Origin of the sequence: Acinetobacter sp. SFA (assembly GCF_001647535.1) — a bacterium.
GTDB lineage: Bacteria > Pseudomonadota > Gammaproteobacteria > Pseudomonadales > Moraxellaceae > Acinetobacter > Acinetobacter pecorum.
The window spans coordinates 147,869-169,269 of record NZ_LSZI01000022.1 but is presented as its reverse complement, the minus strand read 5'-3'; the positions used below and the strand labels follow the sequence as shown (position 1 = coordinate 169,269).

The 21,401-nt window shown below is 41.8% G+C and carries 21 protein-coding genes and 1 riboswitch; of the genes, 10 read left to right on the top strand and 11 right to left on the bottom strand.

From position 1 onward, the window contains the following. Window positions 1–476: 476 nt before the first annotated feature. The 6 genes from AY607_RS14735 to AY607_RS14710 form a co-directional block, all read right to left on the bottom strand. On the bottom strand, window positions 477–1,058 hold the full coding sequence (locus AY607_RS14735) for a lytic transglycosylase domain-containing protein (protein ID WP_064102956.1): 582 nt from the start codon (window positions 1,056–1,058) through the stop codon (window positions 477–479). A 126-nt stretch (window positions 1,059–1,184) separates the two neighbouring features. Further along, window positions 1,185–1,676 (bottom strand): GNAT family N-acetyltransferase, encoded by a 492-nt coding sequence (locus AY607_RS14730; RefSeq protein WP_064102955.1) that lies wholly within the window; start codon window positions 1,674–1,676, stop codon window positions 1,185–1,187. A gap of 112 nt (window positions 1,677–1,788) precedes the next feature. Next, window positions 1,789–2,988: an acyl-CoA dehydrogenase family protein gene (locus AY607_RS14725; protein WP_064102954.1), complete on the bottom strand. Its 1,200-nt coding sequence runs from the start codon at window positions 2,986–2,988 to the stop codon at window positions 1,789–1,791. A gap of 23 nt (window positions 2,989–3,011) precedes the next feature. Then, the gene (locus AY607_RS14720; RefSeq protein ID WP_171255318.1) at window positions 3,012–4,298 is read right to left on the bottom strand and encodes an acyl-CoA dehydrogenase family protein; all 1,287 of its coding nucleotides are present in this window, start codon (window positions 4,296–4,298) and stop codon (window positions 3,012–3,014) included. A gap of 241 nt (window positions 4,299–4,539) precedes the next feature. Then, on the bottom strand, window positions 4,540–5,916 hold the full coding sequence (locus AY607_RS14715) for an ABC1 kinase family protein (RefSeq protein WP_064102952.1): 1,377 nt from the start codon (window positions 5,914–5,916) through the stop codon (window positions 4,540–4,542). A gap of 160 nt (window positions 5,917–6,076) precedes the next feature. Continuing rightward, window positions 6,077–6,385, bottom strand: coding sequence for a hypothetical protein (locus tag AY607_RS14710; protein ID WP_064095336.1), 309 nt, complete (start codon window positions 6,383–6,385; stop codon window positions 6,077–6,079). A 200-nt stretch (window positions 6,386–6,585) separates the two neighbouring features. Between AY607_RS14710 and AY607_RS14705 the strand changes: the two genes are divergently transcribed. The 7 genes from AY607_RS14705 to AY607_RS14675 all read left to right on the top strand — a co-directional run bounded on the left by AY607_RS14705 (window position 6,586) and on the right by AY607_RS14675 (window position 13,221). After that, window positions 6,586–6,972: a lysozyme inhibitor LprI family protein gene (locus AY607_RS14705; RefSeq protein ID WP_064102951.1), complete on the top strand. Its 387-nt coding sequence runs from the start codon at window positions 6,586–6,588 to the stop codon at window positions 6,970–6,972. 204 nt (window positions 6,973–7,176) lie between these two features. After that, the gene (gene prmB, locus AY607_RS14700) at window positions 7,177–8,187 is read left to right on the top strand and encodes a 50S ribosomal protein L3 N(5)-glutamine methyltransferase (protein WP_004647103.1); all 1,011 of its coding nucleotides are present in this window, start codon (window positions 7,177–7,179) and stop codon (window positions 8,185–8,187) included. 12 nt (window positions 8,188–8,199) lie between these two features. Next, the gene (aroC, locus tag AY607_RS14695; protein WP_064102950.1) at window positions 8,200–9,294 is read left to right on the top strand and encodes a chorismate synthase; all 1,095 of its coding nucleotides are present in this window, start codon (window positions 8,200–8,202) and stop codon (window positions 9,292–9,294) included. 64 nt (window positions 9,295–9,358) lie between these two features. Further along, window positions 9,359–9,859 (top strand): GNAT family N-acetyltransferase, encoded by a 501-nt coding sequence (locus AY607_RS14690; protein WP_064102949.1) that lies wholly within the window; start codon window positions 9,359–9,361, stop codon window positions 9,857–9,859. 70 nt (window positions 9,860–9,929) lie between these two features. Continuing rightward, on the top strand, window positions 9,930–10,367 hold the full coding sequence (locus AY607_RS14685) for an Imm44 family immunity protein (RefSeq protein WP_064102948.1): 438 nt from the start codon (window positions 9,930–9,932) through the stop codon (window positions 10,365–10,367). Window positions 10,368–10,523: 156 nt separating this feature from the next. Beyond that, a complete protein-coding gene (locus tag AY607_RS14680) occupies window positions 10,524–11,432 on the top strand; it encodes an AEC family transporter (RefSeq protein ID WP_064102947.1) in 909 nt (302 codons plus the stop codon). 321 nt (window positions 11,433–11,753) lie between these two features. Then, a riboswitch (glycine riboswitch) is annotated at window positions 11,754–11,841 on the top strand. A 135-nt stretch (window positions 11,842–11,976) separates the two neighbouring features. After that, entirely contained in the window at window positions 11,977–13,221 is a 1,245-nt protein-coding gene (locus AY607_RS14675; RefSeq protein ID WP_064102946.1) for a D-amino acid dehydrogenase, read from the top strand. A 286-nt stretch (window positions 13,222–13,507) separates the two neighbouring features. Here AY607_RS14675 and AY607_RS14670 read toward each other — a convergent pair whose 3' ends face one another. Then, complete coding sequence (locus AY607_RS14670; RefSeq protein ID WP_064095342.1) at window positions 13,508–14,161, bottom strand: hypothetical protein; 654 nt, start codon at window positions 14,159–14,161, stop codon at window positions 13,508–13,510. Between the two features lie 100 nt (window positions 14,162–14,261). Between AY607_RS14670 and ispF the strand changes: the two genes are divergently transcribed. Continuing rightward, window positions 14,262–14,750, top strand: a complete 489-nt coding sequence (gene ispF, locus AY607_RS14665; protein ID WP_064095367.1) for a 2-C-methyl-D-erythritol 2,4-cyclodiphosphate synthase — start codon at window positions 14,262–14,264, stop codon at window positions 14,748–14,750. A 2-nt stretch (window positions 14,751–14,752) separates the two neighbouring features. Here ispF and AY607_RS14660 read toward each other — a convergent pair whose 3' ends face one another. The 3 genes from AY607_RS14660 to AY607_RS14650 all read right to left on the bottom strand — a co-directional run bounded on the left by AY607_RS14660 (window position 14,753) and on the right by AY607_RS14650 (window position 17,451). Next, the gene (locus AY607_RS14660) at window positions 14,753–15,277 is read right to left on the bottom strand and encodes a protein tyrosine phosphatase family protein (RefSeq protein WP_064095343.1); all 525 of its coding nucleotides are present in this window, start codon (window positions 15,275–15,277) and stop codon (window positions 14,753–14,755) included. A gap of 64 nt (window positions 15,278–15,341) precedes the next feature. Next, a complete protein-coding gene (locus tag AY607_RS14655) occupies window positions 15,342–16,433 on the bottom strand; it encodes a 3-deoxy-7-phosphoheptulonate synthase (RefSeq protein ID WP_191731298.1) in 1,092 nt (363 codons plus the stop codon). 127 nt (window positions 16,434–16,560) lie between these two features. Next, on the bottom strand, window positions 16,561–17,451 hold the full coding sequence (locus tag AY607_RS14650) for a sulfite exporter TauE/SafE family protein (RefSeq protein WP_064102945.1): 891 nt from the start codon (window positions 17,449–17,451) through the stop codon (window positions 16,561–16,563). A 386-nt stretch (window positions 17,452–17,837) separates the two neighbouring features. Between AY607_RS14650 and lpxB the strand changes: the two genes are divergently transcribed. Next, the gene (gene lpxB / locus AY607_RS14645; protein WP_064095345.1) at window positions 17,838–19,007 is read left to right on the top strand and encodes a lipid-A-disaccharide synthase; all 1,170 of its coding nucleotides are present in this window, start codon (window positions 17,838–17,840) and stop codon (window positions 19,005–19,007) included. A 5-nt stretch (window positions 19,008–19,012) separates the two neighbouring features. On the opposite strand, the gene AY607_RS14640 is transcribed toward lpxB, so the two are convergent. Continuing rightward, window positions 19,013–19,963 carry an AraC family transcriptional regulator gene (locus tag AY607_RS14640; RefSeq protein WP_064095346.1) on the bottom strand — a complete coding sequence of 317 codons (951 nt, stop codon included), beginning with the start codon at window positions 19,961–19,963 and terminating at the stop codon, window positions 19,013–19,015. A 188-nt stretch (window positions 19,964–20,151) separates the two neighbouring features. Between AY607_RS14640 and AY607_RS14635 the strand changes: the two genes are divergently transcribed. After that, window positions 20,152–21,366, top strand: a complete 1,215-nt coding sequence (locus AY607_RS14635) for an alkane 1-monooxygenase (RefSeq protein ID WP_064102944.1) — start codon at window positions 20,152–20,154, stop codon at window positions 21,364–21,366. Window positions 21,367–21,401: the final 35 nt, after the last annotated feature.

Sequence of the window (21,401 nt, the reverse complement as noted above, 5' to 3'; positions counted from 1 at the left end):
CGCCAGCTCATTATTCGAAACACCCCCGGTCTAAAGGCCGGGGGTGTTTTTTTATGGGGGGAATTTAGTCGAAAGCTTAGACACTTTTTAGATGTATAAAAGGTACTGGAGCGGCTAGAGCTTCCTGAAAGGAATAATCTAAGGGAGAGAGCGTGTTTCAAAACCCGATAACATGGCTTTGGGCACATGATTACGGGGCGGGTCCTAAGTTGAAATGATTTGGCTTATAAGAGCCTACCAAGCCTGCAAAGTATAGATGCCGCTGTTGAAATGCAGGAAATAAAAAAACCAGCGATTCGCTGGTTTTTTACTGCTGGCTATTTTAGCTATATACATACATTGTTGTTGCGAAATAACTTATAGATGGACTACACAGAGTAACGAATCTAGAATCCACTATGATGAGAAATTAAAAATTTTTCTTAATTTACTTAAAATAGCCTAAGCATGATTATTGGACTCCTATCATTAAGTAATTAAAGAGAGTTCTTTAATATTTTTTTATGTTGTTTCACTTGTTTGGCATACCGTTTACCCTGTTTGCGCATTTTGCGATTATTCTCATAACCTGACGGACCCACATTATAGTAGGCAAGAGCTTTTTTCCAGTTGCCAGATGATTGATTATACTTAGCAAGAATATAAGTACCGCACTGGATATTACTGTTCTCACTATATAAATCACCTGGACAAGTTTGTTGCCAGTATCTTGGAATTACTTGCATTAATCCTACCGCACCTGCAGGAGAAGTCGCTTGGCTACGATAAGTAGATTCCTGACGAATCACTGCTGCTACTAGTAGGGGATCTACACCCTGATTTTGCGCATGCTGCACAATCAAAGGAGAAACACGATTAGCTGTATCCGCAGGAGTAGAATACGCAGTTTGAATGCCTTTAGACAATTTAGCTGCACGTTTTTCTATAGAGCCTCCACCCAAGGATGAGCAGCCAGCAAAAAGAAAGGTACTCAATAAAATAGAGGAAAATTTAAAAGAATGAGAATGAAATAATGAAGATTGAGATTGAGCTGGATTGAAGAAAGAAGAAAAAAACAAACTGTGGATTCCATGCCTGAATAAACCTATTTCGATGTTAGGTAGCCTATATATAAGAGTCAAGCCTAGTGCAGATAAAAGTATTATATTTCTGCACTAATCTTATAAATCTGATAAAACCTTGTTCTAAGTTGCAAGAGTTTTAAGCATCCAGATTTCACAGGCCTTACTATGTCCGGTATTGCCTTTAGGCTGAGGTAGATGCTGAAAACCTAATTTTTCATAGAGATTTATTGCTTGCCATAGCGTTTTAGTTGTTTCTAAATAGACTGCCTTAATCTGATGAGCCTGTGCAAATTCAAAGGATAATTCTAAGATTTTTTTGGCAAAACCTTGCTGACGGATCTCAAGTAAAAAGTACATTTTCTGAATTTCTAAAATGTTTGCGTCACCTTGTAAGGGAGCAATTCCACCACCGCCATAAACCTGATTCCATTTATCCACAATAACCCAGTAAGCTGCATACGGTTGGTTATAGAATTCATATAAATTATCTAGAATTGAATCACCTACCGCAAAGCCGGACTCTGCGGCAAGACCAAACTCTATAGAAACTTCACGAATGACCTCGGCAATTTGTGCATTATCTTGAGGCTGAATAGGACGAATAGAGTACATATTGAACTGATTTTATTTTAAAAAAAGATGAATTTTTATAGCCTTAAACCCATAAAAAATCCATCGTTTAATCAACTCAAATAATTTTAATTCGTTATTTAATGAGCAATCATTATTTTAATTCGCTCGATGATTTCCCTAATTCCCGTCGGGCAATAATGAGTTGCTGAATCTGTTGAGTGCCTTCAAAAATATCCAGAATCTTGGAATCACGTGCCCATTTTTCTAGAAGTTCAGTTTCGTTATAACCAATGGCTGCTGCCAGTTCAACACATTTTAAGGTGATTTCATTACCGATCCGGCCTGCTTTGGCTTTGGCAATAGAGGCTTCACGCGAATTTGGTTTACGATTATCCGCCATCCATGCAGCTTTCAGCATGAGCAGGCGTGCGGCTTCCCATTCGGCTTCCATACGATAGATTTGTGCTGCGATATTGGAGCTTTGCAAATACGGTGTAGCATATGTGGCATCTAACTTTTCCTCAAAAATCTCCTTAATTCGTTCTAGTGAAGCTTTCGCACAACCAATTGCCATTGCAGCGACTAATGGACGAGTATTATCAAAGGTTTCCATGACGCCGGCAAAACCTTTGGCGACATCAACTTCCGCATGACCAAGCAAGTTTTTTGCGGGGACCCTGCAGTTGATAAAGCTAATGGCGGCAGTATCAGATGATTTAATCCCTAATTTATGTTCTAGCCGTTCAACTTTCATGCCCGGGGTACCTTTGGTCACCACAAATGATTTAATTGCTGATCGTCCCAGTTTTTTATCCAAAGTTGCCCAAACGACGACTGCATCTGCCCGTTCACCGGAAGTTACGAAGATTTTTTCACCATTTAAAATATAATCAGTACCATCTTTGATTGCAGTTGTACGGATCGCAGCGGAATCTGAACCACAGCCTGGTTCTGTAATTGCCATGGCGGCCCAAATTTCGTGAAAACGCTGCAATTGTTCCTCATTTGCTACGGCTGCAATCGCTGAGTTTCCTAATCCCTGACGTGGCATCGAAAGTAATAAACCAGTATCGCCATAACACATTTCAATAATACTCAGGGCGGTAGACATATTAATGCCATTTTTATTACTGCTGTCTGCATCACCACGTTTATTGACTGCTGCACCGGCATTCATGCCTTCGCTACCATGATTCATACCGTCGACCACAGAAGCAAGCATGTCTAGTTCTATCGGATAGGCATGTTCAGCCTTGTCATATTTTCGTGAAATCGGACGCAAAACATTGACGGCAACTTCATGTGCTTGATCAATCAAGAGTTTGAATTTTGGCGGATTTTGTAGATTCATAATTATTCTTCTTTACTTTCTGATCAGGCATGCAAGCCAGAGTGGAGAATAGCAGTGGCTCTCAGGTCCCGATACCAGCGTTCTACCGGATGTTCTTTAGTAAACCCGTGACCACCTAAAATCTGTACACCATCGGTGCCGATTTTCATGGATTTTTCTGCGCAGAGCAGACGGGCCAGATAGGCCTCACGATGAAAGCTTTGCCCCGATTCAGCCAGACTCGCAGCATTCAGGATCAGTATCTGCATCGCATCAATTTCAATGGCCACATCGGCAATCATAAAAGCGACACTTTGACGATGAGAAATTGGTTCACCAAAGGCGATACGTTCATTGGCATATTGCACACAATATTTCTTAATAGCTTCACAGGTGCCTACTGCCATCGCACACCACATTAAATTACCCAGATCAACAAAAGCTGCATAATCAAAATCTTCATCTCCCAGACGTTGAGCCGGGGTATTTACGAATTTAAGCGTCACAGTTTCAGTAGCTTTTAGGCCCATTGCCGGAGACTTCTGTACAGTCATCGTATTATGTCGTTGCACGACAAACACGTCGGCTTTGCCATGCAGGTCGGCGCTGACCAGATAGATATCCGCAATTTCTCCCAGTATTACCAAGGTTTTTTCACCGTTAATGAGATAATGATTCTGACTATGAATGGCGGTGGTTTTAAGCTGATAAGGATTAAATGCAGCCGTGGCTTCTTGCACTGCAAAGGTGGCCTTTAACTCAGGATTCTCTGCGAAAGCGCCCAGATATTTTGCCTGAATCTGCTCTGAGCCCCAGCGAGTGATTGCATTGATGACACTAAAATTCGTAAGTAAACCAGCGGTCAGGCTGAAATCTCCTTGTGCTAAATGTTGAGTGATTAAAATATTGCTGACGATATTCTGTTCTGCTGCAACACCCCCTAAGGCTTCGGGAAGGGCATAGAGATTCAAGCCTAAATCAGTGCTGTATTGCCAGAGCTCATGAGGAAATAATTCGTGTTGATCTGCATTATGCGCTAAAGGATATAGCACCTCTTGGGCAAATTGCTGCATGGCATCACAAGTCATTTGCTGTTCTTCAGTCAAGTTCAGGTCAAATAGGGATTTGGATTGATGCGGCAGACGCTGTTTTTCAATCTTTTGGCCAGATTTTAGGATTTTCTGGGTTTGACTCAGAGTTTTGAATCCTGCTTTTGAACTTTGATAAAGTGATTTTTCTACAAATTTACGCAGCTTCAACTGGTCTAATACTTCGCTGCCTGCGATTTTGGTCAATATAGACAAGCCAAATCCCTGGGCTTTATTCACCATATTATTCATTCTGATTATCCTAAGGTGTCGTCACATTATTTTTTTAATACTGACATGTGCTCAAGGATAAAACTATGTCGTAGGTGACAAGATTAATTGTCAGTTCACAGGTTTTTTAAGATTAATAAATTAAAATGTAAATCAATGAAAATAAGAAGAAAGATCTAAATTAAAAAAAACTTTAATGAATAAAAATTGACCCGGATGACAAAATCATCCGGGTCTTTATGAGGTATTTATTTTAAGAGAGATGTTTTTTAATCATGGCACGTACATTGGTTTTGGCATCAATGACGGTCATAAAGGTATAGGCACCAATAAATTTACGGCTAATAAACATAAATTCCTTTGGCGGTACACTGAAATAACGCGATGCCATAGATCTTGAAGCCTGTTGCATGACACGGCTATGCAGTTGACTCTTTTTCCAGTCATAACGATTATGTTCGTCCATTACGCCGGCTGGCAGCTCCTGATTATTCAGTGGTGAGCTAAATGCTTCAGTAGCTAATAAGAAGACCTTGGCCATATCGGGTTTGATACTTTGTGGAATTGAATCAAAAAATTCATAACCCGTCATGGCCTTGACCATCATATCCGAGTCATGATGATAGCCTGCCTGAATCAGGTTGCGCGCAACATTGAGCAGGTGCTGGTCAAACTGGCGGATTGCGCCAAAGTCGAGCAGAACGATCTTGTCATGCACATCAGCGCCATTGCCGAGACGAACCAGATAGTTACCAAAGTTCGGATCGGTTTGCATCTCGCCCCATTCAAAAATTTCACGTACTGCAATTTCCAGAGAGGCTTCGCCTAACAGGTTGCGGCGTTCTTGAGGCAGGGATAACATCACCGGGCTATTGATTGGCACACCACGTTCAAAGGTCATGCACAACACCCGATCAGAGCAATATTCATCAATAATCGTCGGTACGATATAGCGTGGATCATCTTTCAAACGTGCAGCAAAACGACGCGTTGTATCTGCCTCAATCTGATAGTCTACTTCACGATGCATCATCTCGCGGACTTCGTCGAACCACTGGTCAAACTCACGGGTTTGCGGCACCATACGCGTCAATTTAAGCATGTTCTTAAACAGGCTCATATCTGAATCAATGGCTTCCGCTACACCGGGGTACTGAATTTTTAAGACCAGTTCCATACCATCGGATTTTCGGGTAGCGCGATGTACCTGTGCCAAAGAGGCTGTGCCTAAAGGCTCATGATCAATGGTGAGGTCATCCAGTTTTGAACCAAGCTGTTGCTGTAATTGGGTTCTGATGGCTGGCCATGCCAGTGCAACTGTCTGGTTATTCAGGGTATTTAAAGCCTGAGTGACTTCTTCAGGCAAAAAATGCTCTCCATAAAGCGCCATCATTTGCCCAATTTTAACAATAGAACCTTTGAGCTTACCGATTTCTGCAACCAGATAGTCAGCCTGTTCTTTCATGGCTTTTTTACGTTTCTTTTCTTTATCTTCTTCGCTCGAGAACATGGAGCTTGCACTAGAAGCCGCCCAACGTGTGCCTGCCAGCAAGGATGCCTTTGCGATCGATAAGCGTCGATCCATAGAGGAGGTTTTCAGTTGTTTAAGCTTATCGTTCTGATCTGACATGTAAACTCGATCCTTTCATCATCAGCATGAAGCAGAATAAATCATTGTAAGAGATATTAGCGTTTCTGCACGTATTAAAAAAGTTTAAGCGGCTGAATTCATAGTAAAAGCTAGGCAAGCTTTCAATTATTCACCAACCAGTATCAGTTTAGACAGGGCATTATGCCATTTGAAATTGGATTTTTAATTCAGATCGTTGCTGCAACTGTTGTTTATTTGTTTGAATATGTTGATGAATCAGACGCTGTACGCTGTCATGCATGAAGCCCAGAGAATAGCCTTTAACAATCACAATACTTGGCAAGCCAAAGAACAGATATTTGGCATCTTCCAGCGTTGCATCGGTAAATACGCCATGCTGTATCAAGGCTGACTGTAAAAATCCCTTTTCTTGCTGCACCTGACCGGATGCTTGATCATTCCAGTAATTCTGGCGCATCGCCATAAGATTATTGTGCTTATAGCTCATAGATAGAGGCTCGTTTGAAGATTGAATATGAATTATATGAGGGTCACAGGCCAATTTTCAATTGTGGAACTGTGGAATCTTTCTTTCCAAGAAATGCATAGGATTTTTGTCCGGACTACGTTAATATCAGTGGATAATTTAAACAATATTGATTGTTAAACATTTATTGGGATTGTACCGCTTTCGGTAAAGGGGATGTTATGCGTCTTGCGTGGTTTTTAGTTGCAATTTTTGTGGGTACTTCCGCTCAAACACAGGCTGCTATGGGGTATTCCAAAGAATATTCACAATGTATGAATTTCAGTTATGGAAATACTGCTAAAATTGAAAAATGCCTTAATAAAGAGCTAAAATTTCACAATAAACGCCTGAAGAAAAACTATAAAACTTATCTAAAATTAAATCCGAATCAGACTGCTGCCATCCGCAGTCAGCATGTGCTTTGGGAGCGTAAACTGACTCAGCAATGTAATTTTAGAATGTCAGGAAAATATGCCAAACAGCAACAAGGTCAATGTATGCTGGCTTTGATTATGGATCAGGCCAATCTTTATCAATCTCGCTCTTATGCATCAGCTTCCAGATAAAATGCCATAGTATTAGCATCGGCATTTAACTGAAACATTTACGAATAAAGTCAAAATTTATGCTGATAATTACTCACAAAAACAGGAATTTTATAATTTTTGAAGGCGTAGAGAATTCGTGTTTTTCATGCTTTTAGCATTATAAAAGCACGCAAAACAAGGTATCATAAGGCGTTTAAAAAAATGACCTTGGAGACGCCTTAAGTGGATCGACCGACTATTAGCCCTGAACATATGCAGGAAGCCGCTGAAAATTTAACCACCATTCGTGATTTTATTCGTTTTGGTGTGACAGCATTACGTCAATACGATGCACATTTGGGCCAAGGCACAGAAGATTATTTTGCTGAAAGTTCAGCGCTAGTGTTGCAAACCCTGTCACTAGAATGGAAAGCGGACGCTGAAATTCTAGATGCCAAATTATTGCCAAGTGAAAAAGCCGAATTTTTAAGTCTGCTGGAACGCCGTATTAATGAAAAAGTTCCAACTTCATATTTATTGAATCTGGCTTACTTTGACGGCAAACCCTACTATGTTGATGAGCGTGTGCTGATTCCACGTTCACCGATTGCTGAACTGATCCAGAACCGTTTTGCCCCATATTTCCTGGGTGAACATGGTCAAATGGGTGAGGCGGTTAATAACTTGCCGGAAAACCCGAATCCGAAGACACCACAACGTATTCTAGATATGTGTACCGGTTCAGGCTGTATCGCGATTGCCTTGGCTTATGCTTTCCCTGAAGCGGAAGTAGATGCCACCGATATTTCGAAAGAAGCATTGGAAGTTGCGCAAATCAATACTGAGCATCATGACAAGCAATATCAGATCGCATTGCTTGAATCCGACTTGTTCGAAAAAATTCCAGCCGAAAATCAGTACGATTTAATCGTATCTAATCCGCCGTATGTCGATGCGGAAGATATGGCTGATTTGCCTGAAGAATTCCATCATGAGCCTGAGCTTGCACTTGCTGCAGGTCAGGATGGTTTGGATCTGGTACGTAAAATGCTGGCTCAAGCTGCAGATTACCTGACTGAGAATGGCCTGATCGTGATCGAAGTAGGTAACTCAGAATGGGCAATGCGCCAAAATTTCAATTCGGTGGATTTCTACTGGTTACAATTCCAGAAAGGTGGCACTGGTATCTTTGCATTGACTGCAGAGCAATGCCGTACTTACCGCGATTTATTTATTCAGTCTATTCAAGCATAGGAGTCGTTTGACATGGCAGGTAATAGTATAGGACAACTGTTCCGTGTAACGACTTGTGGTGAATCTCACGGTGTTGGCCTGATGGCAATCATCGATGGGGTTCCACCCGGCATTGAGCTGACTGAAGCGGATTTGCAAAAAGATCTGGACCGTCGTAAGCCGGGTACATCGAAATTTGCAACCCAGCGTAAAGAGCCTGATGAAGTAGAAATTATTTCCGGTGTGTTTGAGGGTAAAACCACCGGTACTTCAATTGGTTTGTTAATTCGTAATACGGATCAAAAATCGAAAGACTACGGCAATATCGCACAGACATTCCGCCCGGGTCATGCCGATTATACCTATACCCAAAAGTATGGTTTCCGTGATTATCGTGGTGGCGGCCGTTCAAGTGCGCGTGAAACAGCAATGCGTGTTGCAGCGGGTGCAATTGCCAAGAAATTCCTTTTCGAAAAATTTGGCATTGAGATTCGTGGTCATGTAACCCAGATCGGCCCTGAAAAAGCAGAGAAACTGGACTGGAACGAAGTTCCAAACAATCCGTTTTTCTGTGGCGATGTGGATGCAGTACCACGTTTTGAAGCACTGGTGACGTCTTTGCGTGAGCAAGGTACCAGTTGTGGCGCTAAACTTGAGATCATTGCGTCTAAAGTACCTGTGGGTTGGGGCGAGCCAGTCTTTGATCGTCTGGATGCTGACATCGCACATGCCATGATGTCGATTAATGCCGTTAAAAGTGTTGAAATCGGTGATGGTTTTGGCGTCGCTGAACAGTTTGGTCATGAAAGCCGTGATGAACTTACTACGGACGGCTTCCTGGCGAACCATGCTGGCGGTATTCTAGGCGGTATTTCTAGCGGTCAGGACATTCGTGTTGCGATTGCCTTGAAACCGACTGCTTCAATCACTACTCCGGGTAAAACCATTAATATTGATCGTGAAGATACCGATGTGCTGACCAAAGGCCGTCATGATCCTTGCGTGGGTGTACGTGCTACGCCAATTGCAGAAGCGATGCTGGCGATTGTGCTGATGGATCACTTTATGCGTCACCGTGCACAAAATGCGGATGTAGTTGCGCCGTTCGCACCGATTGAACCAAAATAATTTGCTTTATAGAAGTGAATAAAATTAAAGTCAGACTTCGGTCTGGCTTTTTTATACCTGAACTATGCAAAATAATAATATTCGTTTAGCACAAATTATCGATATTCAGAAAATTGTAGAACTAATTAATCTGGCTTATCGTTCCGGTCATGGTTGGACGCATGAAAATGAGATTGTCTCAGGTGATCGAACTAGTGAGGCTCAGTTAAAAGAACTTTTAGCACACTCCAATTTTGAACTTTTTGTCTTGGAAAGCCAGAATCAGTTGATCGGATGTATTGGACTGACTGAATTTGATGAGGCTATTGAAATCGGCAGTTTTGCCATAGATCCATTGCAGCAAAATTCAGGTCGTGGTCGGATATTATTAGAGTTTGCTGAGCAATATACTCAGGGAAAAACACTCAGAATGTCAGTGCTCAATGTTCGTACTGAATTGATTGCTTATTATGAGTGCTGTGGTTATAGGTTGACAGGTGAAATAGAAAATTATCCCTTAAATAAAAATGTAGGGAAGCCTCTGGTGGATTTAAATCTGGTTATTCTGGAAAAAAATTCAAGCTGAATTCTTCAATGATTTGACTTTATTCTTTATTGAAAGCTTTTTTAATAAAATTTATTACCAGGACATATTGATGAAAATATGGTTAAGTGCTGAACTAAGTTGTGAAGTTTTAAGAAGCGAAGAACAGTTTGATCAAGAACGTATAGCTCGTAATGCTGTTGAAAAAACAATAAATTCTAAAATTGAAAATGAATCTTATGACATTCCGTTAAGGCAATGGAATTGCATTCTCATTATTATGGGGGAAGATAGTTTTGATGAGCGGATTTATTATTCTCCTAAACGTCAGGACATGGATTTCCGCTTGAGAATAGATCCAACAAGCTTTAAGGCTACAGATGATTTGGGCCGAAAGAAACTTATTTTTAGAATGCTCTTAAGAAGTTTAGACTTATTAAAAATTAAAATTGAAAAAGTTCGTCCGAAATATGACGCAAAAGTTTTCTCAGAGTTAGAAAGGCTTAAAGTTGATGTATTAAATATTGCAAAAGAAGAAAGCTGGATTTAAACGATTTATTCATTAGTCAGATAGAGTCGCTCTTATTTATTATCCGTTTATTTTTCCATTGTTTTTTTATCCGGTAATACGAGGGTTGTTGTATGCTTGTTCCTTGACAGGCAATTAGGGTTGATTGCCACAAAACTGCATATCAAGAGTTGCTCAATGTTTCAGACTATCTTCACTGTACTGTTTCCGCTTATTGGTCTCATTAGCTTAGGATATGTATTAAAACAAAGAAAATGGCTGGAAGATGATTTTTGGCGCGGTGCAGAAAAGTTAAATTATTATGTGCTTTTTCCAGTGATGCTGTTTTTAAATCTGGCCACTGCCAAGATTCAAATGGCAGTCATTGAAGATGTGGTGCTGGTTGTATTTAGCATTATGGCTGTGGTCAGTATTGCATTGTATATTTTGCGTCATATTTACCAGATATCTTATGCGCGTTTCGGCGTGTATGTCCAAGGTTTACTACGCTTTAACACCTATATTGGCCTTGCCGCTGTCAGTGCCTTATTTCAGCAGCAGGGTATGACTATTTTCGCGGTGATCATGGTGCTGTGTATTCCTTTGGTGAATGTCTTATCGGTACTGGCATTTACCCGTAGTCACGAAATGCAGCTCACCAAAATTATTCTGGGCTTGGCTAAAAACCCATTAATTCTGGGCTGTATTATAGGCGGTTTATTTAATTTCTCGGGGTGGTCACTTTGGATTGGGTCAGAACACTTTCTTAAACAGATTGCACTGTGCAGTTTACCCTTAGGACTAATGTGTGTGGGAGCTGCCCTACAGTTTCAGGGCTTTCAGCGTGAGGTGTTGCCACTGGGTATGATGACTTTCGGGCGTCTTTTCGCAATGCCGCTCATTGCATTTTTAGTATGCAAAACTTTTCAGATTGATGCATTAACTACTCAGGTCTTGGTCCTGTTCTTTGCACTTCCTACCGCCTCAGCTTCCTATATCTTAACCCGGGTATATGGCGGTGATAGCGAGTTAATGGCCAGTATCATCAGCGTACAAACAGTGGTCGCAGCAGGAAGCTTAATATTGGTACTTTCCTGGATGATTTAAATTCTTAAATGGATAATGAAACAGTCTACATTTTGCTCCAGATCATACCTGTTTTAAGTGATTAAAATAGCCTAAGCAAATTGTGATCTTTTGACTGGCTTTAATCATTTAACTCTTAGACTGTTACAAATCCTAGGAAAGGGCTGCGACTCAGTGACTGTAAGTAAGAAAGATATACAAATCTGCTATAGGGTTGAAGTTTTCAATTTAACTAATAAATTATTGATTAAAATAAGCAATTAAAGATTGATTCACGTGAATTAACATAAATTAAAACAGCGTATTTCTTAAAAATGGTATATAAATTGCTCATGATAATAAAACATTATTGCAGGAGAGAAATGCTTCTGCATTCGCCGAAGGAGCAAGTTCCCAGGAAACTCTCAGGCAAAAGGACTGTGATAATGGATAAAGACTCTGGAGAGAAGTGTTCAATCACTCACCGAAGGGGAAGGTGGCCGCATTGATGTGCAATGCATCTACCGAAGCTCTCAGGTACACATGACAGATGGGAAAAGACATCAATATAATCAAGGAGGTGTCTATGCGTCATGTCGTGGTGATTGGGGCTGGTATTACTGGAGTAACTACCGCTTATGAGCTTGCATTATCAGGCTATCAGGTGACCGTGGTGGATCGGCATCTATATCCGGCGATGGAAACATCCTTTGCCAATGGTGGCCAGCTTTCTGCCTGCAATGCCGAAGTATGGAACCAGAAAGCTACGGTGCTGAAAGGCATTAAATGGATGTCACAAAAAACTGCACCACTTTTGCTCAATCCCTCTTTTAGTGTGCATAAATACAGCTGGCTCATGGAGTTTTTAGGCAATATCAAACATTACGAAGCCAATACCCGAGAAACGGTACGGTTGGCGTTACTGGCCAGAGCGCGTTTGTTTGAAATTGCTCAAACAGAAGGTATTGATTTTAATCTGGAAAAACGCGGTATTTTACATTTTTATCATAACAAGACAGATTATGACGTTGCGATCAAAGTCAATGATTTGTTGTGTAGTGGGGGGCTGGAGCGAAATGCCATTTCCGATACAGAAATCAAGCAGATCGAACCTGCATTAACGGGCGATTATTACGCAGGATTTTACTGCCAGAGCGATGCCACCGGGGATATTCATAAATTTAGCACCGGGCTGGCTAAAGCCTGTATGCAAAAAGGCGTAAAATTTGAGTTTGGTCAAGATGTTTTCGCTGTTGATTATCAAGCTCAGAATATTCGGGTTAAATGCAAACCCAGTACTGAAAATGTCCATTCCTCTCCAGAGGATATTCTGGAAATTAATGCAGATGCCATTGTGGTATGTGCAGGTGTTGGCAGTTATCAGCTGGCTGAAATTCTCGGTGAGCGGGTCAATGTTTATCCAGTCAAAGGTTATTCCATAACCTTACAGTTAAATGATGAGCAGAGCCAGAACAATGCGCCTTGGGTCAGCCTGCTAGATGAAAGTGCTAAAATTGTCTTGTCACGTCTAGGCAAGGACCGTTTACGTGTTGCAGGCACCGCCGAGTTTAATGGCTATAACCGCGATATTCGCGCGGACCGGATTCAACCGCTGATTGACTGGACCAATCGCAATTTTGACCTGTGTACCGAACATGTCGTGCCTTGGGCTGGCTTACGCCCAATGATGCCAAATATGATGCCGGTAGTACGCCGTGGCAAACATGAGCGGGTATTTTACAATACCGGACATGGTCATCTGGGGTGGACTTTATCAGCAGCAACCGCAGCCATGATTGGTCAGGAAGTGGCTCAATATTATCCTGCTTGAACTGATAGCCCGCTTTCGGGCTATTTTTTAAAGATGAATTTTAAAAATCTTTAAAGGGTTATCTGAACTTTAAAATAGTGTAGTTCTTTCATAAATTATTTTTAAACCATTCAAAATGAGCAAGGAAATTTCCTCTTTTTATAGGAGTGTGGAGCATGCTCCTCTGGGGAGAGGTTCTTATAAATATCTGGTTATCTCCTTGGGAAGCAGTGCTTCTCATCCCTGAGGGAGAAGGAAATTTAGATACTAATTAATGCTCGCTTTTTGATGACTTTAGATTAGCTATTTAATCATATAAACGATAAATGCCAGTAAATCGCTCACAACCTTTCTGCTGGCTGCTGACAACTAAAATGGCTTTACTATAGTCAAACTCATAGCGGCAGTCATTTTCATTGTCGGTAATCTGATTTTTTGCCTCAGGTGTGGTATAAGCTAAAAAGGGAATGGTTTGCGTCTCGGCCCGGTTATTCGGATTGCGATATGCCAGGCCTTCAATCTTGATCCGGTCTTTGGTCAGTTGATGAATCTTGAGATGAACAGGCTGCTTGGCAATTTGCCCCTGTTCAAACTTGATATAATGCTGGGTTAAACTTTGATTCAGCGAAATATAGATATTTAAATCATCTAAACGCCATTCGAACTGCTGTTTAAAACAGTCTATGGTTTTGCATTGCTGCAAGCGGCTTACCCATAATTTTTGGGTATCTTGCAATAAGCGTACAGGTGCATCAGTAATCAGGAAAGCAGTAAAGTATTGGTCTGTAAGTTTTTCACGAGATTCGGCCAGTGCTGCTGAACAGAGTTTCTTCATGGCAGCCGTTTTTTTACTGTCGTTATTACAGTCTAGTGTAATCGCCGAACTGCCCGTAGAAATCATCCCCAGACCGAGCATCATTGCAATTATTTTCAACATTTTTATATCAGTTTTCAGTAGCATGATCGCTTATACTTTCACTGTGTTACGCTTGGTCTAACTATAGCGAAATAGAAAGCAAGTGTACAAGATTTCAATTGGCTATTTCTAAAGGATGTATAAGGTGATCGCACAAATTCGTATTGGCCAGGGGCTGGATGTGCATGCATTTGAAGAAGGTGATTTTGTCACTTTGGCAGGCATTCAAATTCCGCATACTCATGGTCTGAAAGCACATTCGGATGGTGATGTGGTGTTGCATGCACTCTGTGATGCTTTGTTGGGGGCCTTGGCGCTTGGAGATATTGGCCAGCATTTTCCGGATACAGATCCTGAGTTTAAAGGTGCAGATAGCCGGGTATTACTCAAACATGTTTATCAGTTGATTCTGGATCGTGGTTATCTTTTGAATAATGCCGATATTACCGTAGCCTGTGAACGTCCAAAACTGGCGAAACATAATTTGGCAATGCGTCAAAGTATCGCGGATGTCTTGGATGTCGATGTGACACAGATCAGTATTAAAGCCACCACTACTGAGCAGCTAGGCTTTACTGGTCGTCAGGAAGGAATTATGTCCACGGCAATCGTGCTGTTGAGCCATAGTAAATAAGCTCAAGTAAAATGATTCGGATTAATCAGGGAAAGTTCCAGTTCCTGTGTTGCTTTACGGCCTTGTAACTGTAGGGCAACCGCATGCATTAAACCGGTCCAGGTTTCATTAGGTTCCCAAATTTTATGCAAATGCTGTTGTGCGTGAGGCAGTTCAATATCCATATAGTATTGGCGATATAGATACATGAGACAACTGACATGGTAATTTTGCGAACAATGTACCCAGATCATTTGATCTTTTACCAGGTGATCGATCAGGTCTAGTACCAGCAGGCACTGATTGTCTGAAGGCGTTTCCCAGGAAAGTGGAACCTGAATATAGTTCAATCCCAGTTCAAGACAAATTTTATCTTCATGTGGTAGATGCTGCTGGCTATCGGTTAATGCTACGTTAATGACTGTAGACACGCCGTATTCTTTCATCAGCTGTAGCTGGGCAATGGTCGGCTGACCCGAACTAAACAGATGTTCATGTATGAACTGAAAATTCTCAATCTGGCTTAATGCCGTTTCAATGTCATTCATCAGATATAATTTCCTTGTTCTAGAAATGCAAACGCCATCTTGGCGATGGCGTTTGTCAGATCATTTAACGATTAGGTAAAATGTCTTTCAATGCCTCATGCATGTCGAGTAAAACTTTTTCAGTCGTTTCCCAGTCGATACAGCCATCAGTAACTGATTTTCCATATTCCAGATCACATAGATTGGCAGGAATATCCTGACGGCCACCTTTCAGGTGACTTTCTACCATAATACCAACAATTGACTTATTTCCATCAAGAATTTGTTCCGTAATATTTTTTAAGACGAGCGGTTGTAAGTACGGATCTTTGTTCGAGTTTGCATGACTGGCATCGATCATGATCTTGCCGCTGACCTTGGCTTTGGCCAGTGCAGCTTCTGCATCTGCGACCGAGCCTGCATCATAGTTCGGTTTGCCATTACCACCACGCAATACCACGTGCGCATATGGGTTACCAGAGGTACGAATGACAGCCACCTGACCCTGGTCATTCAGACCCAGGAAACTATGGCCGTGTTTCACCGACTGCATCGCATTGGTTGCGACAGTTAAACCGCCGTCAGTACCATTTTTAAAGCCGACCGGAGAAGAAAGGCCTGAAGACATTTCACGATGGGTCTGGCTTTCAGTCGTACGTGCACCAATCGCTGACCATGAAATCAAGTCTTGATAATACTGTGGAGAGTTTGGATCAAGTGCTTCAGTGGCACATGGCAAGCCCATTTCATTTAGTTCAAGTAACAGTTTGCGACCAATACGCAGACCTTTTTCAATATTGAATGAATCATTCATATCTGGATCATTGATCAGGCCTTTCCAGCCTATTGTGGTACGTGGTTTTTCAAAATAAACCCGCATCACAATATATAAGCTGTCTTTAACTTTTTCGCTCAGTACTTTTAAACGTTCTGCATATTCATGTGCAGCCGCCGGATCATGTATAGAGCAAGGGCCAATCACTACGAACAGGCGTTTGTCTTCGCCATCCAGGATTTTACGAATCGTTTCACGACCATGCAGTACGGTTTGATAAGCAGTTTCAGTCAACGGTAATTCTGCTTTAAGCTCGGCAGGGGTTACAAGAGGAATCATGCTGTGGATATTCACGTCATCAATATCTGATGCTGAAATAGGATTTGACTGTTGTGTATTCATTGCCGTCACTGGTTCGATCATACAAAAGGTTGTTTAATAGCCCGAATATAACATGAATGATGCGTCACTTTGTTATAAAAAAGATGAATATTTCTTTGAAAAAAAAGTGATGAATCGGATAGTTAAGTTAAACAGATTGTGAATTTTGACTCATGATTATCATTGCTGTTTCAGCAGGTTGGGCCGGTTTTGATTTCACTGGATTAATCATGAAATTTACACCTAGGGCAAATAGGGTGATACCTAAAATTTTGCGGATCAGTTTTTCCGGCATACGTGAACTGAGTAAAGTGCCGACAATAATCGCTGGAATAGAACCCACCAATAACCACATGAGTAGCATGAAATCGACGTTGCCTGAAGACATATGACCCAGACCTGCAACCAGAGTCAGTAAAACTGCATGCACAACATCTGAGCCAATGATACGAATCATCGGCAGATTCGGGAACATCACTACAAGAGCCATGATACCAAATGCACCGGCCCCCACTGAAGAGAGCGTGACAAATATGCCCAAGATAATACCCATAATGATAATGGCTACGCGCTTATCTTTAGCTTGCAGTTTTACTTTTTCCAGATCCTGCGTCATGTCAGGCAGTTCTTGTTTTCTGTATTTATTGAAAAGATTTTCGATCTGGGTGCGAAACAGAATAGATAAGCCGGTAATGGTCAGCATAAAACCCAATACCAGGGTCAGGACGGCCTTGTAATGCGTTGATTGGCTCAGATAGTTATCAAGAACCCAATGTGTTGCAAAAGAAGCGGGGATACTGCCGACAGCCAGCCAGATCACAATCGGCCAGACAATATTCATTTTCTTGGCATGCACAAACGAGCCACAGAATTTAGAAATCGCGGCATAGAGTAGGTCAGTACCAATCGCGATATGCGGTTCAATCCGGAATAAACTGATGAGAATTGGCGTCATCAATGAACCACCACCCACACCGGTGACACCTACACAAAAACCTACCAGAACGCCTGCTAAAATAAATTCAATCGGACCAAACATGCATATATGCCAAAATCAAAAAACGAGCATATCTTATGACTTTTGGATATAAGTCGTTGTCTTGATTATTGATTTGCTTATGCATAAAAAAGATAAAGCTAGATGAAAATATTAGGTGATCTTTCATGTTTATTCACCGGGTTGTGTATAAAGTGCGAATATGATGATTGATTTTAACTGCCCGATTTGACCCATTTCTGTCTAATTTAATGTACCTATAAATGTCGATTTAATTCTTGTTATGCAAGCTCGATCATTGACTAAGTCATTCTAAACGGTGAGTTTCTTAAAATTAGAAGATGCTTAAGCTTATTCCGGAATAGCGACAGGATTATGTTAGAATCCCGATTCAATAAATTTCCATGCGGATTTGAGAGGAAACCCACTTGCTAAATCGAAAACTTAAAATTGGAATCGTGGTCGGTGAAGTTTCTGGAGATACGCTTGGTGCAAAATTGATTCGCCGTTTTCGTGAGCAAGGCATTAATGTTGAATTTGAAGGTATCGGTGGTCCGCAAATGATCGCGGAAGGTTTTAAAAGCTATTATCCGATGGATATTTTATCGGTGATGGGCATTGTCGAAGTTTTAAAAGATATTAAAAAACTTTTTGCTGTTCGTGATGGTCTAGTGGAAACCTGGACTAAAGATCCGGTCGATATTTTTATCGGGATTGATGCGCCTGATTTTAACCTGCGTTTGTCGAAAACCATTAAACAAAAACAGTTACCGATTAAAACCGTGCAATACGTCAGTCCTTCGGTTTGGGCATGGCGTCAAGGTCGTGTGCATGGCATTAAAGCCAGTATTGATCTGGTACTGTGCTTATTTCCATTTGAAAAAGCCTTTTTCAAACAATGGGATGTACCGGCAGCTTTTGTTGGACATCCGCTCGCTAGCCAATTACCGCTTGAAAATCCAATTCTGGATGCTCAAACAGAATTAGGCCTCGATCCACATCAGAAATATATTGCCTTATTGCCGGGCAGCCGCCGTGGGGAAATTGAACGTTTAGGCCCTTTGGTTCTGGATGCCGCCAATATTCTGCACCAAAAATATTCGGATTATACCTTTTTGATTCCGGCCATTAATGATGCACGGAAGCAGCAAATCGAAAGTTTACTGGCCACTTATCCTGAGAGCCTAAAGGCCCAGATTCGTCTGATGGAAAATACCAGCGCTGAATCCAAAATTGGCCGTCAGGTGATGAATGCATCGAATATCATCGCATTGGCGTCTGGAACTGCAACGCTTGAAGCGATGTTGCTGCACCGTCCGATGGTGACTTTTTATAAACTGCACTGGCTGACTTATCAAATTGCCAAATTACTGGTAAAAATCCCTTATTTTTCATTGCCAAATATCATTGCTGGCAAAAAAGTGATTCAGGAATTGATTCAGTCCGATGCTACCCCGGAAAATCTGGCTGCTGAAATTGAAAAGTTAATGGATATTGAAGTGGCGCAGACTCAAGTCATGCAGCATATTACCATGCACAAGCAGCTGCTTTCTGGTAATAGTGAAGACCCGGTCAAAGCGGTACTGGCTTTAGTCTAGTAATTTTAGTCTGGTAATATAGACTGATTCTTCTGAGAATTCAGCCGGTATTGGGTCGGCGTCTGTTCAAACTGTTTTTTAAAACTTTGACTAAATGCCGTCTCGGATGAATAACCAACCAGATAAGCGATCTGCTGGATACCAAATCCACTATTTCTCAAATATTGCGCGGCGAGGCGCAGGCGGTGCTGTTGCAGATAAGCAAGAGGCGGCTCACCGACAATCTGGGTAAACAACTGGGCGAATTTGGAACGTGACATATGACACTGTTCGGCCAGACTTTCTACGGTCCAGGACTGTTCAGGTTTGCCATGAATCGCCGCCAGTGCATTAGATAATTCCGGATGTGAGAGAGCATTCAGCCAGCTCGAGGCATTTTCCAGGTTTAAAATATAATCACGCACGCATTCAATCAGTAAAATACTGACCAGATGATCCAGAATCTTGTCACGTCCCGGACGAAGCTGCTGGGTTTCCAGTGCCAGAAACTGCAAGCCGACCTGTAACCATTCCGGCGCCGTATCACCCAGAATATGCTGAATATGCAGGTATTTAGGTAAGGCACTCAAAAGAGGTTTGGCCATCTGGATATCCAGGCTGGAACGAATGGCCAGTATGAAGCTATGCTCCGTAGAATTTTCCCCATTGAGATCGACACATTGCTGTGCATGGCTCTGAAAATAAGGATTAATCGCACAGCGTGCAGAAAAATCGGCATTGTCTGGGCAGGAAACATGATGGGCGGAACCTGCTGGTAATAGCACCAGATCACCTTGTTGCAGCTCCAGCCAATCACCATTCATGAACTTTAATTGGGCCTGTCCCTGTAACAGGATATAGGCCAGCATAAAAGGCTCATGCTGATAGTCAAAGCCGCCCGGATGAAACACATTTAGATAAAGATATTCCGATTTTTCCAGATGAATATCATCAAAAATTTTACTTAAAGCATCCATGCCTAGCTCTATTCTTCTGTTTTATTTCATTTAATTGACAATAAATTTTTTAACTTTGTGATTATAGGCCAGAATTTGGCAGCATGTGCCAAAGACGCTGACATAGCTTTTCTGGACGTTGAATACTGTTCGCTGCTGCTGAAATATTCAACTATAAGTGCAGAGTAACATAAAAAAGGAAGGTCGCAATGAATGCCCCTGCACAAATCCAGAAAGCGCAGTTTACGCAGGAAGCGTACGCACCAAAAGGTGTAAAGCTGGATAAAAAACGTTTTGGCTGGTTGCTCAGCCCAGGTCTGCCTGTGATCGGAATGGGAATTCTGGCTGGTTATCATTTTGGTCCCAAAGCCACTCAAAAAATCTTTGCGATGGGCGGGCCTTTATTACTGCATGTAATCATTCCGACATTGGACGCACTGATTGGCGATGATGCCAATAATCCAAATGATGAGCAGATCAAGGCACTGGTTAACGATCCTTATTATGACCGCATTGTAAAAGCATTTATTCCCTTGCAAATGGCAGCCAATGCCTTTGCCGGCTATGTCGTAAGCCGGCCAAATGTGTCTTTGCTGGATCAGATACTGCTGGGAGTTTCTATGGGTGCGATTAATGGGGTGGGCGTGAATACCGCACATGAACTCAGCCATCGTCCACAGAAAAAAGACCATTACTGGTCTCATGCCAGCCTGATGCCTTTGGGCTATAACCATTTCCGGATTGAACATCCTTATGGACACCATAAACGGGTGGCCACGCCTGAAGATCCGGCATCTTCGAAAATGGGTGAATCTTTTTACCGTTTCTGGCCACGTACCGTAATAGGCGGATTAAAATCTGCAATCCAGATTGAAAAAAGACGGCTCGAGCGTAAAGGACTGAAATTCTTTAGTCAGGAAAATGAACTGTTTCATGGTTGGGCCATGAGTGCTGGCTATCATGCCTTGATGCTGAAGGCGTATGGCAAGAAAATTATTCCTTATACACTGACACAGGCATTTTATGGCGTCAGCCTGTTTGAGATTGTGAATTATATCGAGCACTACGGACTAAAACGCGGACAGAAAGCGGATGGCAGTTATGAGCGAACCTTGCCGGAACATAGCTGGAACAATAATAATATTGTGACTAATCTGTTTTTGTATCAGTTACAACGCCATTCTGACCATCATGCCTTTCCAAGCCGTCCATTTCAGGCGTTGCGACATTTTGATGAAGCGCCAGAATTACCGAGCGGTTATGCAACCATGCTGATTCCAGCCTTGATTCCACCTTTATGGTACAAAATCATGGATCAGCGGGTATATCAGCATTATCAGGGCGATTTAAGCAAGGCCAATATCTTGCCTTCCAAGCGTGCCAAGCTGTTTAAAAAATTTGGTGTAAATGACTCTATCGGTTAATGAATTACAAAATAAAAATGCGCCGATAAAGGCGC

What these genes read in the sequence shown, in the direction of transcription:
- AY607_RS14730 (WP_064102955.1), bottom strand. Translation starts at nt 1,676, where the DNA reads ATGTACTCTATTCGTCCTATTCAGCCTCAAGATAATGCACAAATTGCC.
- AY607_RS14725 (WP_064102954.1), bottom strand. Translation starts at nt 2,988, where the DNA reads ATGAATCTACAAAATCCGCCAAAATTCAAACTCTTGATTGATCAAGCA.
- AY607_RS14720 (WP_171255318.1), bottom strand. Translation starts at nt 4,298, where the DNA reads ATGGTGAATAAAGCCCAGGGATTTGGCTTGTCTATATTGACCAAAATC.
- AY607_RS14715 (WP_064102952.1), bottom strand. Translation starts at nt 5,916, where the DNA reads ATGTCAGATCAGAACGATAAGCTTAAACAACTGAAAACCTCCTCTATG.
- AY607_RS14710 (WP_064095336.1), bottom strand. Translation starts at nt 6,385, where the DNA reads ATGAGCTATAAGCACAATAATCTTATGGCGATGCGCCAGAATTACTGG.
- AY607_RS14705 (WP_064102951.1), top strand. Translation starts at nt 6,586, where the DNA reads ATGCGTCTTGCGTGGTTTTTAGTTGCAATTTTTGTGGGTACTTCCGCT.
- aroC (WP_064102950.1), top strand. Translation starts at nt 8,200, where the DNA reads ATGGCAGGTAATAGTATAGGACAACTGTTCCGTGTAACGACTTGTGGT.
- AY607_RS14690 (WP_064102949.1), top strand. Translation starts at nt 9,359, where the DNA reads ATGCAAAATAATAATATTCGTTTAGCACAAATTATCGATATTCAGAAA.
- AY607_RS14685 (WP_064102948.1), top strand. Translation starts at nt 9,930, where the DNA reads ATGAAAATATGGTTAAGTGCTGAACTAAGTTGTGAAGTTTTAAGAAGC.
- AY607_RS14680 (WP_064102947.1), top strand. Translation starts at nt 10,524, where the DNA reads ATGTTTCAGACTATCTTCACTGTACTGTTTCCGCTTATTGGTCTCATT.
- AY607_RS14675 (WP_064102946.1), top strand. Translation starts at nt 11,977, where the DNA reads ATGCGTCATGTCGTGGTGATTGGGGCTGGTATTACTGGAGTAACTACC.
- AY607_RS14670 (WP_064095342.1), bottom strand. Translation starts at nt 14,161, where the DNA reads ATGCTACTGAAAACTGATATAAAAATGTTGAAAATAATTGCAATGATG.
- AY607_RS14660 (WP_064095343.1), bottom strand. Translation starts at nt 15,277, where the DNA reads ATGAATGACATTGAAACGGCATTAAGCCAGATTGAGAATTTTCAGTTC.
- AY607_RS14655 (WP_191731298.1), bottom strand. Translation starts at nt 16,433, where the DNA reads ATGAATACACAACAGTCAAATCCTATTTCAGCATCAGATATTGATGAC.
- AY607_RS14650 (WP_064102945.1), bottom strand. Translation starts at nt 17,451, where the DNA reads ATGTTTGGTCCGATTGAATTTATTTTAGCAGGCGTTCTGGTAGGTTTT.
- AY607_RS14640 (WP_064095346.1), bottom strand. Translation starts at nt 19,963, where the DNA reads ATGGATGCTTTAAGTAAAATTTTTGATGATATTCATCTGGAAAAATCG.
- AY607_RS14635 (WP_064102944.1), top strand. Translation starts at nt 20,152, where the DNA reads ATGAATGCCCCTGCACAAATCCAGAAAGCGCAGTTTACGCAGGAAGCG.